The sequence below is a fragment of the Streptomyces nidicola genome, assembly GCF_050106155.1.
GTDB lineage: Bacteria > Actinomycetota > Actinomycetes > Streptomycetales > Streptomycetaceae > Streptomyces.
Genome location: NZ_JBNBPI010000001.1, coordinates 4,773,699 through 4,791,895 on the forward strand (window position 1 = coordinate 4,773,699; position 18,197 = coordinate 4,791,895).

Below are 18,197 nucleotides of genomic sequence, written 5' to 3' on the forward strand. Positions count from 1 at the left end.
AGTCCCGCAGAGACGAGGAATCAAGCCGTGAGCGACGTCCGTAACGTGATCATCATCGGCTCCGGGCCCGCCGGCTACACGGCGGCGCTCTACACCGCGCGCGCGTCGCTGAAGCCGCTCGTGTTCGAGGGTGCCGTCACCGCTGGTGGCGCGCTGATGAACACAACCGAGGTGGAGAACTTCCCCGGTTTCCAGGACGGCATCATGGGCCCCGAGCTCATGGACAACATGCGCGGCCAGGCCGAGCGCTTCGGCGCCGAGCTCGTCCCCGACGATGTCGTGGCCGTCGACCTGAGCGGCGAGATCAAGACGGTGACGGACACCGCGGGCACCGTGCACCGTGCGAAGGCCGTCATCGTCACCACCGGCTCGCAGCACCGCAAGCTCGGCCTCCCGAACGAGGACGCGCTCTCCGGCCGCGGCGTCTCCTGGTGCGCGACCTGTGACGGCTTCTTCTTCAAGGACCAGGACATCGCCGTGATCGGCGGCGGCGACACCGCGATGGAGGAGGCCACCTTCCTTTCGCGCTTCGCCAAGTCCGTGACGATCGTGCACCGTCGCGACACCCTGCGCGCCTCGAAGGCGATGCAGGAGCGCGCCTTCGCCGACCCGAAGATCAAGTTCGTCTGGGACAGCGAGATCGCCGAGGTCAAGGGCGAGCAGAAGCTCTCCGGTCTGACGCTGCGCAACCTCAAGACGGGCGAGACGTCCGAGCTGCCGGTCACCGGTCTGTTCATCGCGATCGGCCACGACCCGCGCACAGAGCTGTTCAAGGGGCAGCTCGAGCTCGACGACGAGGGCTACCTGAAGGTCGAGGCGCCCTCGACGCGCACAAACCTCACCGGTGTCTTCGGCGCGGGCGACGTCGTGGACCACACCTACCGGCAGGCGATCACGGCGGCCGGCACCGGCTGCTCCGCCGCTCTCGACGCCGAGCGCTTCCTGGCCTCGCTCTCCGACGGCGAGTCCGCCGAGCCCGAGAAGACCCAGACCGCCAGCGTCTGAACCGAACTCCTACCCACGTATCCCCCCCCCCCCCCCCCCCCCCCCCCCCCCCCCCAAGAAATGAGGAGCCTGCTGTGGCCGGCAACCTGAAGAACGTCACGGACGCCACCTTCGACGAGGACGTCCTGAAGAACGACAAGCCCGTCCTGGTCGACTTCTGGGCCGCTTGGTGCGGCCCGTGCCGCCAGATCGCGCCGTCGCTCGAGGCCATCGCCGCCGAGCACGGTGACAAGATCGAGGTCGTCAAGCTCAACATCGACGAGAACCCGGGCACGGCTGCCAAGTACGGCGTCATGTCGATCCCGACCCTGAACGTGTACCAGGGTGGCGAGGTCGCCAAGACCATCGTCGGTGCCAAGCCCAAGGCCGCCATCGTGCGCGACCTCGAGGACTTCATCGCCGAGTAATCAGGCGACGCCGTTTCACAGACGGCGCTCGTTGTTTCACGTGAAACGCGAACGGGCCGGCCCTTCCGGGGCCGGCCCGTTCGCGTGGTGAGGGCCCATCGCCTGCCACAGCGGCTGGGCGAACGTCACAGCGGCCGGAGTGCCGGTTCCTTCTGTACGGCTCCCAGAAGCCTGTCCAGGGCCATCTCGACGTCTTCCTTCCAGGACAGCGTCGTCCGCAGTTCCAGACGCAGCCGCGGATGCGCGGGGTGCGGCCGCACGGTCTTGAACCCGACCGCCAACAGATGGTCCGCGGGAAGCAGACAGGCGGGGCCCTTCCACTGCGCGTCCCCGAAGGCCTCGATCGCCTTGAAGCCCCGGCGCAGCAGATCCTTCGCGACGGTCTGCACGATGACCCGGCCCAGCCCCTGCCCCTGATAGTCGGGCGAGATCCAGGCCGTCATGAGCTGAACGGCATCGGGGGACACCGGACTTGTCGGGAAGGCGGTGGACCGTGGCACGTACGCGGGAGGCGCATAGAGCACGAAGCCGACCGGAACGTCATCCACGTAGACGACGCGTCCGCAGGAGCCCCACTCCAGCAGGACAGCGGAGATCCACGCTTCCTTCTCCAGTTCGGGCGTACCCGCCTTTACCGCGGCCTGGCCGCTGACCGGGTCCAGTTCCCAGAAGACACACGAGCGGCAACGCTTGGGGAGGTCCGGGAGGTTGTCCAGCGTGAGCGGTACGAGCCGACGCCCCATGAAGGCAGATCCTCGCTTCCTTCGCCCGCCGCTGCGCGGGCGGCCGTCAGAGCGCTCCGTTCCCTGAGCAGGCTGCCGACGAATCCGCCGACCGCTCCCAGGCCGAGACCTGCGGTCATCAGTCCGGTGCGACTCACCGATCGCATGACCCGCCTCCTGTATGAGGTGCCGCCGGGTGGATGCGCTCTTCCCGTCGCATCGTAACCACGATGCGATTCGCCCGATACCGTAGATAAGCAAAGAGCGGGCCGTGTTCCGGTACTTGCCGGAACACGGCCCGCTCTCGGGTCTCGACTGGGCGGTACTCAGTCCTGTTCGTCGCCGTCGGTCTCCTCCGGGAGACCGTTCTGGAGCACAGGGCCCTCGCCGGGAGCGAGGGAGCCGAGGATGCGCGACAGGTCGTCCATCGAGGCGAATTCGACGACGATCTTGCCCTTCTTCTGCCCCAGGTCGACCTTCACCCGCGTCTCGAAACGGTCCGAGAGCCGCGTGGCGAGGTCGGTCAGCGCCGGGGAGACCCGGGCGCCGGCCCGCGGCCCCTTGGCCCGTGCGTTGCTCTTGGGTCCCGACCCCATGAGGGTCACGATCTCCTCGACGGCCCGCACCGAGAGCCCTTCGGCGACGATGCGGTGGGCCAGCCTGTCCTGCTCCTCGGAGTCCTCGACGGAGAGCAGGGCACGCGCATGGCCGGCCGACAGCACGCCTGCGGCCACCCGGCGCTGAACGGCCGGCGAAAGCTTCAGCAGCCGCAGCGTGTTGGACACCTGCGGGCGGGACCGGCCGATCCGGTCGGCCAGCTGATCGTGCGTGCAGTTGAAGTCCTTGAGCAACTGGTCGTAGGCGGCAGCCTCTTCCAGCGGGTTCAGCTGCGCACGGTGCAGGTTCTCAAGGAGCGCATCGAGGAGGAGCTTCTCGTCATCCGTGGCACGCACGATGGCCGGGATGCGCTCGAGCCCCGCCTCCCGGCAGGCCCTCCAGCGCCGCTCGCCCATGATGAGCTCGTAGCTTCCGGCCCCTACCTGTCGTACGACGACAGGCTGCAGCAGGCCGACTTCCTTGATAGATGTGACGAGCTCGGCAAGAGCGTCCTCGTCGAACACCTCACGCGGCTGACGCGGGTTGGGCGTGATGTCATCGATCGGCAGCTCGGCGAAATGCGCTCCCGCAGGACGCTCGAAGGCATCGGCTGTCGTGGCCGCCGGCTCCTCGGTTTCCCGTGAAACGGGCTGCTGCGACAGTCCGGCCACCTTCGCGGCCGCCACTCCACGCTCGGTCGTCAGAACCGGCACCGAGGCGGGAGACGTCGACGCTCCGCCCGCCTGGGTGGCCGGGCCCGTCTTCTCAGGGGTTGGGGCAGCCGGGATCAGCGCGCCGAGTCCTCGGCCAAGTCCCCTCCGTCGATCGCTCACTGAATCCCCTCCGACGTACTCTGCTGGTCAAGTTGAGTGCCCGTGTGGGCGTTCTGGGCGTCGTAGTGAATCCCGACTCCGCGCAGCGCCATCTCTCGTGCTGCTTCGAGGTAGGAGAGCGCCCCACTCGACCCTGGATCGTAGGTCAACACGGTCTGCCCATAACTCGGGGCCTCCGAAATACGCACCGAGCGCGGAATGCTCGTCCGAAGGACCTCGCCGGCAAAGTGGTTACGGACTTCATCCGCGACCTGGGACGCCAGCCGAGTCCGGCCGTCGTACATCGTGAGCAGGATCGTGGAAACGTGCAGGGCGGGGTTGAGGTGCCCACGTACGAGATCCACATTCCGCAGAAGCTGCCCAAGGCCCTCCAGCGCGTAGTACTCGCACTGGATCGGGATCAGTACTTCCGCACCGGCGACCATGGCGTTGATCGTCAGAAGGCCGAGCGACGGCGGGCAGTCGATGAGGATGTAGTCCAGCGGCTGCTCGTACGCCTGGAGGGCGCGCTGCAGTCGGCTCTCCCGCGCGACCAGAGAGACCAGCTCGATCTCCGCACCGGCGAGATCGATGGTGGCCGGGGCACAGAAGAGGCCTTCCACGTCAGGGACGGGCTGGACGACCTCGGAGAGAGGCTTGCTGTCGACCAACACGTCATAGACGGAGGGCACTTCGGAGTGATGGTCGACGCCCAGAGCCGTGGAGGCGTTGCCCTGTGGGTCCAGGTCCACCACCAGAACACGTGCGCCGTGCAGCGCAAGTGAGGCGGCAAGATTGACCGTTGTCGTGGTCTTACCGACCCCGCCCTTCTGGTTGGCCACCACCATGACGCGGGTCTGCTCGGGTCGTGGCAGGCCCTCGCCCGCACGACCGAGAGCTTCTACTGCCAGTTGGGCAGCGCGACCAATGGGTGTGTCGTCCATCGGGGGCGGTGTTTCACGTGAAACATCCTCCCCCGCCGATTCGGTACGGGGACCGGGGACCGGATCGGTCATCGGTCCCGCGATGTTGGCGTCGGACCGCAAGGATTCACTCTCCTCGACTTCAGGCTCGCAATGAACAGAGCCTCCCATGCCTTCGGGGTCAAGAACCAGCGAGGCCCGTGCTTCTGTGGACGAATCCCCCTCTGTGGACAACTCCGTGCCCGTATCGAGGGACCCGAGAGGTTTTCGGTCGCGGGGAGCGGCCGCCGCGCGGCCGCGACTGATGATGCCCTGCAGCAGTGAGCGACGTTTCACGTGAAACACGATGCACCGCAGCGGGATACCCTCCCGCGCGACACCCCGAGATGCGTACGTTTGGCAGCTTTTGTGGAGTACTGCTGGTCGTCAGCGCCTGCGCCGGGCACGTCCCGTGCGGGCCGCCTTGGCGCGCTTCGCCGCGAAACGCACGCCGCCGGGGCTCTCCCCGACCTCTACACGCACGACGGTGGACAGGGGATCCACGATGCCCTCGCCGACATGCAGGACGGACGTCTCCACCGCGCCTAGCTTGCTCAGGGCGGTGGCCGCGCTCTTGAGCTCTTCCTCGGCCGTGTCGCCCTTGAGGGCGAGCATCTCCCCGTACGGGCGGAGCAAGGGGACGCCCCACGCGGCCAGCCGGTCCAGCGGGGCCACGGCGCGAGCGGTGACGACATGGACGGGCGGCAACTTGCCGAGGACCTCCTCGGCCCGTCCGCGCACCACGGTCACATGGTCAAGACCGAGCAGTTCGACGACCTCGGTCAGGAAGGTCGTACGGCGGAGCAAGGGCTCCAGCAGGGTGATCTTGAGGTCCGGGCGGACCAGGGCGAGCGGAATGCCCGGAAGGCCCGCACCCGAACCGACGTCGCACACCGTGACGCCCTCGGGGACCACCTCGGAGAGCACGGCACAGTTCAGGATGTGCCGCTCCCACAGACGCGGCACCTCGCGAGGGCCGATGAGGCCGCGCTGCACTCCCGCGTCAGCGAGAAGCTCCGCGTACCGGACCGCGTCCGGGAAGCGCTCGCCGAATACCACCCGTGCCTGCTCCGGGGCCGGGGGGAGTTCTGCTGCCTCCGTCACGGGGACCGTCCTTCCGTACCGCTCTACCGCAGTAAGTGGCTGACTAACAGGCTGACAAAGATCGGCCCCGCCTGCGAAACAGACGGGGCCGGAAGGCGACGTGTGCTGCTGCTCAGGCAGGAAGCACGACGACGAAGCGCTGCGGCTCCTCGCCCTCGGACTCACTGCGCAGGCCGGCCGCCTTGATGGCGTCGTGCACGACCTTGCGCTCGAAGGGCGTCATCGGGTTCATCTTGACCGGCTCACCGGTGTTCTTCACCTCGGCCGCGGCCTTGGCGCCCTGCTCGGTGAGCTCGGCGCGCTTCTTCGCGCGGTAGCCGGCGATGTCCAGCATCAGGCGGCTGCGGTCCCCGGTCTCCCGGTGCACCGCGAGGCGGGTCAGCTCCTGGAGCGCCTCGAGGACCTCTCCGTCGCGACCGACCAGCTTCTGCAGATCGCGGCTGCTCACGTCGCTGACGATGGACACGGCGGCGCGGTCGGCCTCGACGTCCATGTCGATGTCGCCGTCGAGGTCGGCGATGTCCAGCAGACCCTCGAGGTAATCCGCGGCGATCTCACCCTCCTGCTCGAGGCGGGTGAGGGTGTCGCCGGCCTCAGCAGCGGCGGTGGTGCCTTCCGTCACGGGATGGGCTCCTTCTTGCGTCAAGGCTTGCGCCAACGTCTTACGTTGAGGTCTTACTTCTTGGACGGGGACTTCGGCCGCTGCGGGCCGCCCTTGCGCTGCCCGGACTTGGCCTTGCTGCGCTGCTGTGAACCGCCCGCGGGCTTGGCGCCGCCGGACTGCTTGGACTGCGGCTTCGCGTCCTGCGGCTCGTCCTTCTTCTCCAACGAGGTCTTCTCGGAGGAGGAGTCGTCCCTCTCCGAGCCCTGGGCCGTCGAGCCACCGGACTGGCGCTGCGACTTGGACTGGCGCTTGGGCTGCTGGCGCTTCGGGGCGCCCTTCGGCATGCCGTCCTCGTCCAGCTCATCCGCCGCGGAGCCCTTGGCCACGGTGCCGTCGGTCTGAGCCGCGAGACCGGCCTTGCTCAGCCCGTTGATGAACTTGCGCTCGTACTCGTTGCGGTCGCGGCCCTTGGCGACGATCGCCTTGACGATGTTCCGCTCGCGCTTGTTCTTCGTGGCGCCGTGCTCGACGACGTGCTTCTGCAGACCCTCGAGCATCTTGGCCTGAGCCTTGGAGCCCGGAGTGGGGTTGCGGTTGATCACGTACATCTGCTGGCACATGGTCCACACGTTGGTGGTCAGCCAGTAGACGAGAACACCGACGGGGAAGTTGATGCCCATGAAGAGGAAGATCAGCGGGAAGACGTACATCAGCATCTTCTGCTGCTGCATGAACGGCGTCTTCACCGTCAGGTCGACGTTCTTCGTCATCAGCTGGCGCTGCGTGTAGAACTGCGACGCCGACATCATGATGATCATGATCGCGGTGACCACGCGGACATCGGTCAGCGAGGCGCCCATGGCCTGGACCTCGGCGGCGCTGTCCGTGAACTTGGCGGCCAGCGGGGCACCGAAGATGTGCGCCTTCTGGGCGCTGTCCAGGAGCGACTGGTTGATGACGCCGATGGTCTTGCCCTCGGCGATGGCCGCGAGCACGTGGTACAGGGCGAAGAAGAACGGCGACTGCACGAGAATCGGAAGGCACGAGGAGAGCGGGTTGGTACCCGTCTCCTTGTACAGCTTCATCATCTCTTCGGACTGACGCTGCTTGTCGTTCTTGTAGCGCTCCTGGATCGCCTTCATCTGAGGCTGGAGCAGCTGCATGTTCCGGGTCGACTTGATCTGCTTCACGAAGAGCGGGATCAGGCAGATCCGGATCAGGACCACCAGGGACACGATCGACAGGCCCCAGGCCCAGCCGGTATCAGGGCCGAAGATCGCCCCGTAGACCGTGTGGAACTGGACGATGACCCACGACACCGGGGTCGTGAGGAACGCGAAAACGCCTGATACAGCGTTGACGATATCGGAAATCATGTCCCTGATCAGGCTCCTTGGGCGTTGGGCGAAGTCGCTCCGGACTTATTGTCCTGTGCAGAGGGGCTGTCGCCCTCAACGGCGGGGGCCGTTTTTTTGTCCCCGCGCCATGCCTCGCGCAGCATCTCGTGCCAGCGCGGACGCTTGCGTGGCGGAACATAGTCGACGCCGCCCAGGGACCACGGATTGCACCGGAGGATCCGCCAGGCGGTGAGTGCTGTTCCCTTGACTGCCCCGTGCCGGTCGATGGCGGTGAAGCCATAGTGGGAGCACGACGGGTAGTACTTGCACACCGGACCCAGCAATGGACTGATGGTCCACTGATAGATCTTGATCAAGGCGAGCAGTGGGTACTTCATCGCGCGCCCCCTCCCAGCAGCCGCTGCAGGGCGGCATCCAGGTCTCGGGCCAGCTGTGCGTGGGTAGCGTCGCCCGCTCCGGGCAACGCGCGTACGACTACCAGGCTACCTGGGGGCAACGCGGCAACCCGGTCGCGCATGAGGTGGCGAAGCCTGCGCTTCACCGCGTTCCGTACGACGGCGCCACCCACGGCCTTGCTCACGACGAAACCCGCACGCGGCGGGGAGAGAGTCTCCCTGGTCGCGTGCGGGTCCGTTGAACCGCTACGTAGGTGAACGACGAGAAGCGGGCGTCCGGCCCGACGTCCCCGGCGTACCGCGGTCGCGAAGTCTTCGCGCCGCCTCAGCCGATATTCGGTAGGCAGCACGTCATGACCTGATTACGAGATCAGGCGGACAGGCTGGCGCGACCCTTGCCACGACGGTTGGCGAGAATCGCACGACCGGCGCGGGTCCGCATGCGAAGGCGGAAGCCGTGGGTCTTGGCACGACGACGGTTGTTCGGCTGGAAGGTGCGCTTGCTCACTCGGGGGCTCCTGAAAAACGTGTGGTGGCGGGACATCGCCTGGCTGTCACCGTGCGCCCACGAGTAGCTCGCGAATACGCCCGAGTGCACCGCTACACGGTCCGCAAGAACTGTGGATCGTGACCTTGCCCATCGGAGGCAGGCGGCAGCAGCCATCGACAACTCGACCTGGTCACGGTACGCGCGGCTACGCCATCCGGTCAAACCGGCGTCATGCGGGGGACACTGTCCACAGGCTGGGGACAACAACTTGAACCGCAGCGGTCGCGCTGACTACCGTGGCTGAACTCCGATTCGTTCCCTTCTCACCGCACCACCCGATTTTCTTCCCGATCCGTCCCAGGGATCACACGTTCGTGGGACCAGCGAGAGAGCGTGCCCTGTGGCTGACGTACCTGCCGATCTTGCCGCAGTGTGGCCACGAGTTCTGGAGCAACTCCTCGGAGAAGGCCGCGGGCAGGGCGTCGAGACGAAGGACGAACACTGGATCCGGCGCTGTCAGCCGTTGGCTCTCGTCGCCGACACCGCGCTGCTCGCCGTTCCCAACGAATTCGCCAAGGGCGTACTCGAGGGCCGACTGGCCCCGGTCGTCAGCGAGACCCTGAGCCGCGAGTGCGGCCGCCCCATCCGGATCGCGATCACCGTCGACGACTCCGTGGGCGAGCCGCCCGCCCCCACGCCTCCGCCGGCCCCGCAGCACCGTTACGAGGCCCCCGAGCCGCAGCAGTCTCCCGGCCAGCCGCGGGACGCGTTCGACAACCGGGAGTCGTACGAGAGCCGGGAGCGGGAGACCTACGAGGGCTACGAGCGCCGCGGCGCCGACGAGCTCGGCCAGGGCCCCCGGGCCGAGCAGCCCCCGGCACCCCGGCCCGACCAGCTCCCGACCGCCCGCCCCGCCTACCCGGACTACCAGCGCCCCGAGCCGGGCGCCTGGCCGCGTCCGCAGCAGGACGAGTACAACTGGCAGCAGCCCCGGCTCGGTTTCCCGGAGCGGGACCCGTACGCGACGCCCACACAGCAGCCGCAGCACGACTACCGGCAGCAGGAACGGTCGCCCTACGAGCAGCAGCCGTACGAGCAGGAGCGCGGTCGCTACGACCAGCAGCAGGAGCGCCCCCCGTACGAGCAGAAGGGGGACGGTCGCCCCTCTTATGAGGACCGTTCCTCCTACGAGGACCGCTCCTCTTACGAAGAGCGACCTTACGAAGACCGTTCCTACGAGGACCGCTCTTCTTATGAAGAGCGGTCGTCCTATGAGGAGCGCGGCTCCTACGAGCCTTCGCGCGAGCGGCCGCAGCGGCGTGAGCCCGGCAAGCCCACGATGGGCGGCCGCCCGAACCAGGACGGCGGGCACGGCTCCGGCGGGCACGGCACCCGTGGCGTGCCCAGTGGTGCGCCCGGCCCCCTGGCGGCCCAGCCCGCGCCGGCAACCGGCCCCGGTGAGCCGACGGCGCGCCTGAACCCCAAGTACCTCTTCGACACGTTCGTCATCGGCGCGTCGAACCGCTTCGCGCACGCGGCCGCGGTCGCCGTCGCCGAAGCGCCGGCCAAGGCGTACAACCCCCTGTTCATCTATGGGGAGTCGGGCCTCGGCAAGACCCACCTGCTGCACGCCATCGGGCACTACGCGCGCAGCCTCTACCCGGGCACGCGTGTGCGGTACGTGAGCTCGGAGGAGTTCACCAACGAGTTCATCAACTCGATCCGTGACGGCAAGGGCGACTCCTTCCGTAAGCGGTACCGCGAGATGGACATCCTTCTGGTCGACGACATCCAGTTCCTCGCGGACAAGGAGTCGACGCAGGAGGAGTTCTTCCACACCTTCAACACGCTCCACAACGCGAACAAGCAGATCGTGCTGTCCAGCGACCGGCCGCCCAAGCAACTTGTGACGCTGGAGGACCGGCTGCGCAACCGGTTCGAGTGGGGCCTGATCACGGACGTCCAGCCGCCGGAGCTGGAGACCCGTATCGCCATCCTTCGTAAGAAGGCGGTGCAGGAGCAGCTCAACGCGCCTCCGGAAGTCCTCGAGTTCATCGCGTCCCGCATCTCGCGCAACATCCGTGAGCTGGAAGGGGCGTTGATCCGCGTCACGGCGTTCGCGTCGCTCAATCGACAGCCTGTGGACCTGGGGCTGACGGAGATCGTCCTCAAGGACCTGATCCCGGGTGGCGAGGACGCGGCTCCCGAGATCACGGCCTCGGCCATCATGGCGGCGACCGCGGACTACTTCGGGCTCACCGTGGAGGACCTCTGCGGATCCTCGCGCAGCCGCGTCCTGGTGACGGCCCGGCAGATCGCGATGTACCTGTGCCGTGAGCTGACCGACCTCTCGCTGCCGAAGATCGGCGCTCAGTTCGGCGGCCGCGACCACACGACGGTGATGCACGCGGACCGCAAGATCCGCGCGCTGATGGCCGAGCGGCGCTCCATCTACAACCAGGTCACCGAGCTCACCAACCGCATCAAGAACGGCTGACAGCAGACCGGTTACGACCCGCGGGGCGCTTCGGGAACGACTCCCGGAGCGCCCTTTTCGTGCCTCTGGAGCGCTCTTCTCGTGCCTGCGGACGGCCCGCAGTCATGCCTGCGGACGTGTCGGCCACCGGTCCGAGGACACCGCGCGCTCGCCCGGTGTTCGATTCGCGGCCGCGTTACGGGTGTTCTCCACAGATCTGCCGGGTTTTTTCGATCCACACCCTGGGGACCGGAAAGTTGTCCAGACTGTGTCCACAGCATCCCCGGGTGACAGGGCATCAAGGCAGGTCAGACGGCTGTGGATTCGTGGAAAAGTGATCTCCACAGTCTGTGGAGAGATTTTTTATCCACAGGCTGTGCATGACGTTGTCCACCGGCAACCCACAAGCTCGCGGCCGTTGTGCACAGCGATCAAGAGCTTCTCCACACGGCTGTCCACTGTTCGGCAACGCAACGCGCCATCTCACCTCCGCGAGTGAAAGGCGTCACACCAAGGTGGTCGGTTGGGCTGGGGAGAACCGGGGTAAAGCTGGGGACAGCGCTGGGGAGAAGTGGCCCAAGGCTGTGCATCGAGTGTGCAGAACTTTTCGCCGTCCACAGCGAAGGCCGGTTGTCCACCGCCTCGGCCCACAGCCGCGGTGGACAAAAAACCGCCTCTGACCTGCGATTTCGCGGTTATCCACGGTTTCCACAGCCCCTACTACTACGTCCAACTAGTAAGAGCTGGGAATTCGTTTCGAAGACGGGGCTGTGCACAACTCGCTCCCGGCACCTCGACCTCGGTTCGGCGCGACTTGACCGAGGCAGGCAACGACTGTCAGTGCGGTGCGTCAGACTGTTCCCCGGTGCTCTTCCCATCAGCGGGCTGAGCGACACCACGTCTGCCGATGCAGACGGCAGACCGAAGACCAAGCAGGGCGAGAGCAGCCAGCAACAGCAGGAGGCGGCTTACGGTGAAGATCCGGGTGGAACGCGACGTACTCGCGGAGGCGGTGGCCTGGGCGGCGCGCAGCCTCCCGGCACGACCGCCTGCGCCCGTCCTCGCGGGCCTTCTGCTGAAGGCCGAGGAGGGCGCACTCAGCCTGTCGAGCTTCGACTACGAGGTTTCGGCACGCGTATCGGTGGACGCGGAGATCGACGAGGAAGGCACGGTGCTCGTCTCCGGTCGCCTGCTCGCCGACATCTGCCGCGCTCTGCCCAACCGTCCGGTGGAGATCTCCACAGACGGTGTACGAGCGACCGTTGTCTGCGGTTCCTCGCGATTCACACTCCACACGCTTCCTGTGGAGGAGTACCCGGCGCTGCCGCAGATGCCGACCGCCACGGGCACCGTCCCGGGTGAGGTCTTCGCGGCTGCCGCTTCCCAGGTGGCCATCGCGGCCGGCCGTGACGACACGCTGCCCGTCCTCACCGGTGTGCGCATCGAGATCGAGGGCGACACGGTGACGCTGGCGTCCACCGACCGCTACCGCTTCGCCGTCCGCGAGTTCCTGTGGAAGCCGGAGGACCCGGAGGCCTCCGCGGTCGCCCTGGTGCCCGCCAAGACGCTCCTGGACACCGCCAAGGCCCTCACGAGCGGTGACACGGTCACACTGGCGCTCGCCGGTTCCGGTGCGGGCGAGGGCCTCATCGGCTTCGAGGGCGCGGGCCGCCGCACCACGACCCGCCTGCTCGAGGGCGACCTGCCGAAGTACCGCACGCTGTTCCCGACGGAGTTCAACTCCGTGGCCGTCATCGAGACCGCCCCCTTCGTGGAGGCCGTCAAGCGTGTGGCCCTCGTCGCCGAGCGCAACACCCCGGTGCGGCTCAGCTTCGAGCAGGGCGTGCTCATCCTGGAGGCCGGCTCCAGCGACGACGCACAGGCTGTGGAAAGGGTGGACGCCAACCTGGAGGGCGACGACATCTCGATCGCCTTCAACCCGACCTTCCTGCTCGACGGCCTGAGCGCGATCGACTCCCCGGTCGCCCAGCTGTCGTTCACGACGTCCACCAAGCCCGCGCTGCTCTCCGGCAAGCCGGCCGTGGACGCCGAGGCGGACGACGCGTACAAGTACCTGATCATGCCGGTGCGGCTCTCCGGCTGAGGACCCTGAAGGGCATAGCCGCTCGGGTCCCCCGAGCGGCTATGCCCACAGGTGTGCGGGAGCGTCCGGGTTTAGGCTCGGACGCAGGTACGGGACGCCACGCGCGCGTGCTCTCCTACCGCCCCCGCACCACCTCACGCCTCGTCGCAACGTAAGGAACCACTGATGGAGCTCGGTCTCGTCGGCCTCGGCAAGATGGGCGGCAACATGCGCGAGCGCATCCGCCGCGCGGGCCACACCGTCTTCGGTTACGACCGCAACCCCGACCTCGCGGATGTCCACAGCCTCGAGGAGCTTGTGGGCAAGCTCAAGGGCCCGCGCGTGGTGTGGGTGATGGTCCCGGCCGGCGCCGCGACCCAGTCCACGATCGACGAGCTCAAGGAACTGCTCGAGCCCGGCGACGTCGTCGTCGACGGCGGCAACTCCCGCTGGACGGACGACGAGAAGCACGCGGCGGAGCTCGGCATCAAGGAGATCGGCTTCGTCGACTGCGGCGTCTCAGGCGGCGTCTGGGGCCTGGAGAACGGCTATGCGCTGATGTACGGCGGCGCCCCCGAGAACGTGGCGAAGGTTCAGCCGGTCTTCGACGCCCTGAAGCCGGAGGGCGATTTCGGCTCCGTGCACGCGGGCAAGGTCGGCGCGGGCCACTTCGCGAAGATGGTTCACAACGGCATCGAGTACGCGATGATGCAGGCCTACGCCGAGGGCTGGGAGCTCCTGGAGAAGGTCGACTCCGTGGACAACGTCCGTGAGGTCTTCCGCTCCTGGCAGGAGGGCACGGTCATCCGCTCCTGGCTGCTCGATCTCGCCGTCAACGCGCTCGACGAGGACCAGCACCTCGACAAGTTGCGCGGTTACGCACAGGACTCCGGCGAGGGCCGCTGGACTGTGGAAGCCGCCATCGACAACTCCGTGCCGCTGCCGGCGATCACCGCTTCGCTGTTCGCGCGCTTCTCCTCCCGTCAGGAGGACTCGCCGCAGATGAAGATGATCGCGGCGCTGCGCAACCAGTTCGGCGGCCACGCCGTCGAGAAGAAGTAATCCACACCTGTAGAAAACCGCTGTTCAGAACTCTGGGGGAGGTCGGCCCACGACCATGCACGTCACGCATCTGTCACTGGCCGACTTCCGCTCGTACGCCCGGGCCGAGGTCGCTCTCGACCCGGGCGTCACCGCGTTCGTGGGCCCGAACGGGCAGGGCAAGACGAACATCGTCGAGGCCGTCGGCTACCTCGCCACACTCGGCAGTCACCGGGTCTCCTCGGACGCTCCGCTGGTGCGCATGGGCGCCGAGCGCGCCGTGATCCGGGCGCAGGTCCGCCAGGGCGAGCGCCAGCAGCTCGTCGAGCTGGAGCTGAACCCGGGCAAGGCGAACCGGGCCAGGATCAACAGGTCCTCGCAGGTCAAGCCGCGTGACGTGCTGGGGATCGTACGGACGGTGCTGTTCGCGCCCGAGGACCTGGCCCTGGTGAAGGGCGACCCCGGTGAGCGTCGGCGCTTCCTCGACGAGCTGGTCACCGCGCGCTCGCCCCGGATGGCGGGCGTGCGCTCCGATTACGACCGCGTCCTGAAGCAGCGAAACACGCTCCTGAAGACCGCGGCGCTCGCACGGCGGCACGGCGGGCGCTCCATGGACCTGTCCACGCTCGACGTGTGGGACCAGCACATCGCGCGCGCGGGCGCGGAACTCCTCGCGCAGCGGCTCGACCTGATCGCGATGTTGCAACCGCTGGCCGACAAGGCGTACGAGCAGCTGGCACCCGGCGGCGGGCCGATCGCCCTGGAGTACAAGCCCTCGTCCCCCGAAATTGTCGGGCACGCGCGCGAGGAGCTCTACGAGCAACTTCTCGGCGCACTCGAAGCAGCGCGCAAGCAGGAGATCGAGCGGGGCGTCACGCTGGTCGGCCCGCACCGCGACGAACTGGTCCTCAAGCTCGGCCAGCTGCCCGCCAAGGGCTATGCGAGCCACGGCGAGTCCTGGTCGTACGCGCTGGCGCTGCGCCTGGCCTCGTACGACCTGCTGAGGGCCGAGGGGAACGAGCCGGTGCTCGTCCTCGACGACGTCTTCGCCGAGCTGGACGCGCGCCGCAGGGAGCGCCTGGCGGAGCTCGTGGCGCCCGGCGAGCAGGTTCTCGTCACGGCCGCCGTCGACGACGACGTACCGGGCGTGCTGGCGGGCACCCGCTACGCGGTGTCGGACGGAACGGTGGAGCGACTGTGAGCGCCGGCGAATCCCCCGAAAGTGCGAAGGGCCCGCGGGAACCAAAAGGCGATCCCGAGCCTTCTGGTGTCGACCTGGCCCGCGTCGCCCTCCGTGCGGCGAAAGAGGCGGCACGCGCGCGTGGTGACTCCGCGCAGCAGAAGAAGCAGGCGCGGCGCGGCGGCGGACTGAGGTCCGGGGCGCGCTCCGACGGGCGGGATCCGATGGGGCTCGGGTCCGCCATCAACCGGCTGATCACCGAGCGCGGCTGGGAGACACCGGCCGCGGTCGGCGGCGTCATGGGGCGCTGGCCGCAGATCGTCGGCGAGGACCTCGCGAAGCACTGTGTTCCGCAGACATACGACGAGGACGAGCGGGTCCTGGTGGTGCAGTGCGATTCGACGGCCTGGGCGACACAGGTGCGGATGCTGGCTCCGCAGCTGGTCAGACGGTTGAACGAGGATCTCGGGCACGGCGCCGTGCGGCGCATCGACATCAAGAATCCCGGTGGCGGCCCGCGCCGCTACGGCCCCTTGCGAGCCCCTGGAAGCACGGGTCCCGGCGACACCTACGGGTGAGCGGGAGGCCGCCGTAGCTGGTGGTTCACAGCCCGAAGCGCTGAGTGCCGCTGTGAGCCTCTTGGAGCCCCGCTCCGCATAGGGGGAGTCGGCCGAGTCCGGTTGAGGGCGGCACATGAGGACTCAGGCACCGCCAAACCCCCATCTATGTCCGAGCTACCGGTACACTGGGAGACAATCCCGCCCCACTTGTGGGACGCACCGAGCAACGCTGATCAGGGCTTACCGAACAAACACGCCGCAGCCGCTCCGGCCACCAACCGGGAGCTTGGCTTGTGCTGTGCCAGAAAGGGCGCTTCGTGGCCGATTCCGGCAACCCCAACGAGAACATCCCGTCCACCGACGCCGAAGAGCACGTCGAGGCCACAGAGGCCTCGTACGACGCCAGTGCGATCACCGTCCTCGAAGGGCTGGACGCGGTCCGCAAGCGACCCGGCATGTACATCGGCTCGACCGGTGAGCGTGGCCTTCACCACATGGTGCAGGAGGTCGTGGACAACTCCGTCGACGAGGCCCTGGCCGGTCACGCGGACACGATCGACGTCACGATCCTGCCCGACGGCGGCGTTCGCGTCGTCGACAACGGCCGTGGCATCCCCGTGGGCATCATCCCTTCCGAGGGCAAGCCCGCCGTCGAGGTCGTCCTCACCGTCCTGCACGCGGGCGGCAAGTTCGGAGGCGGCGGCTACGCCGTCTCCGGCGGTCTGCACGGCGTGGGCGTCTCCGTCGTGAACGCGCTGTCCACGAAGGTCTCCGTCGAAATCAAGACCGAGGGCCACCGCTGGACGCAGGAGTACAAGGCCGGCGTTCCGACGGCGCCGCTGGCGAAGCACGAGGCCACCGAGGAGACCGGCACCGCGGTCACCTTCTGGGCCGACGGCGACATCTTCGAGACCACCGAGTACTCCTTCGAGACGCTGTCGCGGCGCTTCCAGGAGATGGCCTTCCTCAACAAGGGCCTGAGGATCAACCTCACGGACGAGCGCGACATCGCGAAGGCCACGGCCGGAGCGGACACGAACGAGGCGGGCGACGACACCGCCTTCGAGCCGCGTTCGGTGTCGTACCACTACGAAGGCGGCATCGTCGACTTCGTGAAGTACCTCAACTCCCGCAAGGGCGAGGTCGTTCACCCCTCCGTGATCGACATCGAGGCCGAGGACAAGGAGAAGCTCCTTTCCATCGAGGTCGCGATGCAGTGGAACACCAGCTACAGCGAGGGCGTCTACTCCTTCGCCAACGTGATCCACACGCACGAGGGCGGCACCCACGAAGAGGGCTTCCGCGCCGCGCTGACCGGTCTCATCAACCGGTACGCGCGCGACAAGAAGCTGCTGCGCGAGAAGGACGACAACCTCACGGGCGACGACATCCGCGAGGGTCTGACGGCGATCATCTCGGTCAAGCTGAGCGAGCCGCAGTTCGAGGGCCAGACCAAGACCAAGCTGGGCAACACCGAGGCGAAGACCTTCGTCCAGAAGGTCGTCTACGAGCACCTCCAGGACTGGCTCGACCGCAACCCCGTCGAGGCCACGGACATCATCCGTAAGTCCATCCAGGCGGCCACCGCGCGCGTGGCGGCCCGTAAGGCCCGTGACCTGACCCGTCGCAAGGGCCTCCTGGAGACCGCGTCCCTGCCGGGCAAGCTCTCCGACTGCCAGTCGAACGACCCCACCAAGTGCGAGATCTTCATCGTCGAGGGTGACTCCGCCGGCGGCTCGGCCAAGTCCGGCCGTGACCCGATGTACCAGGCCATCCTGCCGATCCGAGGCAAGATCCTGAACGTCGAGAAGGCGCGCATCGACAAGATCCTGCACAACCAGGAGATCCAGGCGCTGATCTCGGCCTTCGGCACCGGAGTCCACGAGGACTTCGACATCGAGAAGCTCCGCTATCACAAGATCATCCTGATGGCGGACGCCGACGTCGACGGCCAGCACATCAACACCCTGCTGCTGACCTTCCTGTTCCGCTTCATGCGGCCGCTCGTCGAAGCCGGACACGTCTTCCTGTCGCGTCCGCCGCTCTACAAGATCAAGTGGGGTCGCGACGACTTCGAGTACGCGTACTCGGACCGCGAGCGCGACGCCCTGATCGAGATGGGCAGGCAGGCCGGCAAGCGCATCAAGGACGACTCGGTCCAGCGCTTCAAGGGTCTCGGTGAGATGAACGCCGAGGAGCTGCGCGTCACGACCATGGACCAGGAGCACCGCGTGCTCGGCCAGGTCACCCTGGACGACGCCGCCCAGGCCGACGACCTGTTCTCGGTCCTCATGGGCGAGGACGTCGAGGCACGCCGCTCGTTCATCCAGCGCAACGCCAAGGACGTCCGCTTCCTCGACATCTGAGTCGGTCTCAGCTGACCGCGCAGAAAGGATCTTGA

General features: G+C 67.5%; 17 protein-coding genes. 8 read left to right on the plus strand and 9 right to left on the minus strand.

All coding sequences use genetic code 11. From position 1 onward, the window contains the following. Window positions 1–27 precede the first annotated feature (27 nt). Together trxB and trxA are read left to right on the plus strand one after the other, a co-directional pair. Window positions 28–1,005, plus strand: coding sequence for a thioredoxin-disulfide reductase (gene trxB, locus ACOKM3_RS21770; protein ID WP_426902728.1), 978 nt, complete (start codon window positions 28–30; stop codon window positions 1,003–1,005). 74 nt (window positions 1,006–1,079) lie between these two features. Then, window positions 1,080–1,412 carry a thioredoxin gene (trxA, locus tag ACOKM3_RS21775; RefSeq protein ID WP_426902729.1) on the plus strand — a complete coding sequence of 111 codons (333 nt, stop codon included), beginning with the start codon at window positions 1,080–1,082 and terminating at the stop codon, window positions 1,410–1,412. Between the two features lie 125 nt (window positions 1,413–1,537). Here the strand turns inward: trxA and ACOKM3_RS21780 are convergent, their stop codons facing one another. From ACOKM3_RS21780 to rpmH, 9 genes are all read right to left on the minus strand, one after another. Next, window positions 1,538–2,155 carry a GNAT family N-acetyltransferase gene (locus ACOKM3_RS21780; protein ID WP_426902730.1) on the minus strand — a complete coding sequence of 206 codons (618 nt, stop codon included), beginning with the start codon at window positions 2,153–2,155 and terminating at the stop codon, window positions 1,538–1,540. 305 nt (window positions 2,156–2,460) lie between these two features. Continuing rightward, on the minus strand, window positions 2,461–3,564 hold the full coding sequence (locus ACOKM3_RS21785) for a ParB/RepB/Spo0J family partition protein (RefSeq protein WP_426902731.1): 1,104 nt from the start codon (window positions 3,562–3,564) through the stop codon (window positions 2,461–2,463). Next, on the minus strand, window positions 3,561–4,637 hold the full coding sequence (locus tag ACOKM3_RS21790; protein ID WP_323179670.1) for a ParA family protein: 1,077 nt from the start codon (window positions 4,635–4,637) through the stop codon (window positions 3,561–3,563). The genes ACOKM3_RS21785 and ACOKM3_RS21790 overlap by 4 nt, the downstream gene beginning before the upstream one ends. Before the next feature lie 255 nt (window positions 4,638–4,892). After that, window positions 4,893–5,609, minus strand: coding sequence for a 16S rRNA (guanine(527)-N(7))-methyltransferase RsmG (gene rsmG, locus ACOKM3_RS21795; protein ID WP_426902732.1), 717 nt, complete (start codon window positions 5,607–5,609; stop codon window positions 4,893–4,895). A 112-nt stretch (window positions 5,610–5,721) separates the two neighbouring features. Continuing rightward, window positions 5,722–6,231 carry a Jag family protein gene (locus ACOKM3_RS21800; protein ID WP_266711977.1) on the minus strand — a complete coding sequence of 170 codons (510 nt, stop codon included), beginning with the start codon at window positions 6,229–6,231 and terminating at the stop codon, window positions 5,722–5,724. 53 nt (window positions 6,232–6,284) lie between these two features. After that, the gene (gene yidC / locus ACOKM3_RS21805) at window positions 6,285–7,589 is read right to left on the minus strand and encodes a membrane protein insertase YidC (RefSeq protein WP_426902733.1); all 1,305 of its coding nucleotides are present in this window, start codon (window positions 7,587–7,589) and stop codon (window positions 6,285–6,287) included. An 8-nt stretch (window positions 7,590–7,597) separates the two neighbouring features. After that, window positions 7,598–7,948 carry a membrane protein insertion efficiency factor YidD gene (gene yidD, locus ACOKM3_RS21810; protein WP_266711973.1) on the minus strand — a complete coding sequence of 117 codons (351 nt, stop codon included), beginning with the start codon at window positions 7,946–7,948 and terminating at the stop codon, window positions 7,598–7,600. Further along, complete coding sequence (gene rnpA, locus ACOKM3_RS21815) at window positions 7,945–8,316, minus strand: ribonuclease P protein component (RefSeq protein WP_426902734.1); 372 nt, start codon at window positions 8,314–8,316, stop codon at window positions 7,945–7,947. Before rnpA ends, yidD begins: the two co-directional genes overlap by 4 nt. 20 nt (window positions 8,317–8,336) lie before the next feature. Further along, window positions 8,337–8,474, minus strand: coding sequence for a 50S ribosomal protein L34 (gene rpmH, locus ACOKM3_RS21820; RefSeq protein WP_006381191.1), 138 nt, complete (start codon window positions 8,472–8,474; stop codon window positions 8,337–8,339). Between the two features lie 382 nt (window positions 8,475–8,856). On the opposite strand from rpmH, the gene dnaA reads away from it, so the two are divergent. The 6 genes from dnaA to gyrB all read left to right on the plus strand — a co-directional run bounded on the left by dnaA (window position 8,857) and on the right by gyrB (window position 18,162). Continuing rightward, window positions 8,857–10,953: a chromosomal replication initiator protein DnaA gene (dnaA, locus tag ACOKM3_RS21825; RefSeq protein WP_426902735.1), complete on the plus strand. Its 2,097-nt coding sequence runs from the start codon at window positions 8,857–8,859 to the stop codon at window positions 10,951–10,953. Window positions 10,954–11,905: 952 nt separating this feature from the next. Then, window positions 11,906–13,036, plus strand: a complete 1,131-nt coding sequence (gene dnaN / locus ACOKM3_RS21830; RefSeq protein ID WP_266711965.1) for a DNA polymerase III subunit beta — start codon at window positions 11,906–11,908, stop codon at window positions 13,034–13,036. Between the two features lie 165 nt (window positions 13,037–13,201). Further along, entirely contained in the window at window positions 13,202–14,077 is an 876-nt protein-coding gene (gene gnd, locus ACOKM3_RS21835) for a phosphogluconate dehydrogenase (NAD(+)-dependent, decarboxylating) (protein ID WP_426902736.1), read from the plus strand. Between the two features lie 55 nt (window positions 14,078–14,132). Beyond that, the gene (recF, locus tag ACOKM3_RS21840; protein WP_426902737.1) at window positions 14,133–15,257 is read left to right on the plus strand and encodes a DNA replication/repair protein RecF; all 1,125 of its coding nucleotides are present in this window, start codon (window positions 14,133–14,135) and stop codon (window positions 15,255–15,257) included. Beyond that, the gene (locus ACOKM3_RS21845) at window positions 15,254–15,814 is read left to right on the plus strand and encodes a DciA family protein (RefSeq protein ID WP_426902738.1); all 561 of its coding nucleotides are present in this window, start codon (window positions 15,254–15,256) and stop codon (window positions 15,812–15,814) included. Before recF ends, ACOKM3_RS21845 begins: the two co-directional genes overlap by 4 nt. A gap of 299 nt (window positions 15,815–16,113) precedes the next feature. Beyond that, window positions 16,114–18,162, plus strand: a complete 2,049-nt coding sequence (gyrB, locus tag ACOKM3_RS21850) for a DNA topoisomerase (ATP-hydrolyzing) subunit B (protein ID WP_426902739.1) — start codon at window positions 16,114–16,116, stop codon at window positions 18,160–18,162. Window positions 18,163–18,197 lie beyond the last annotated feature (35 nt).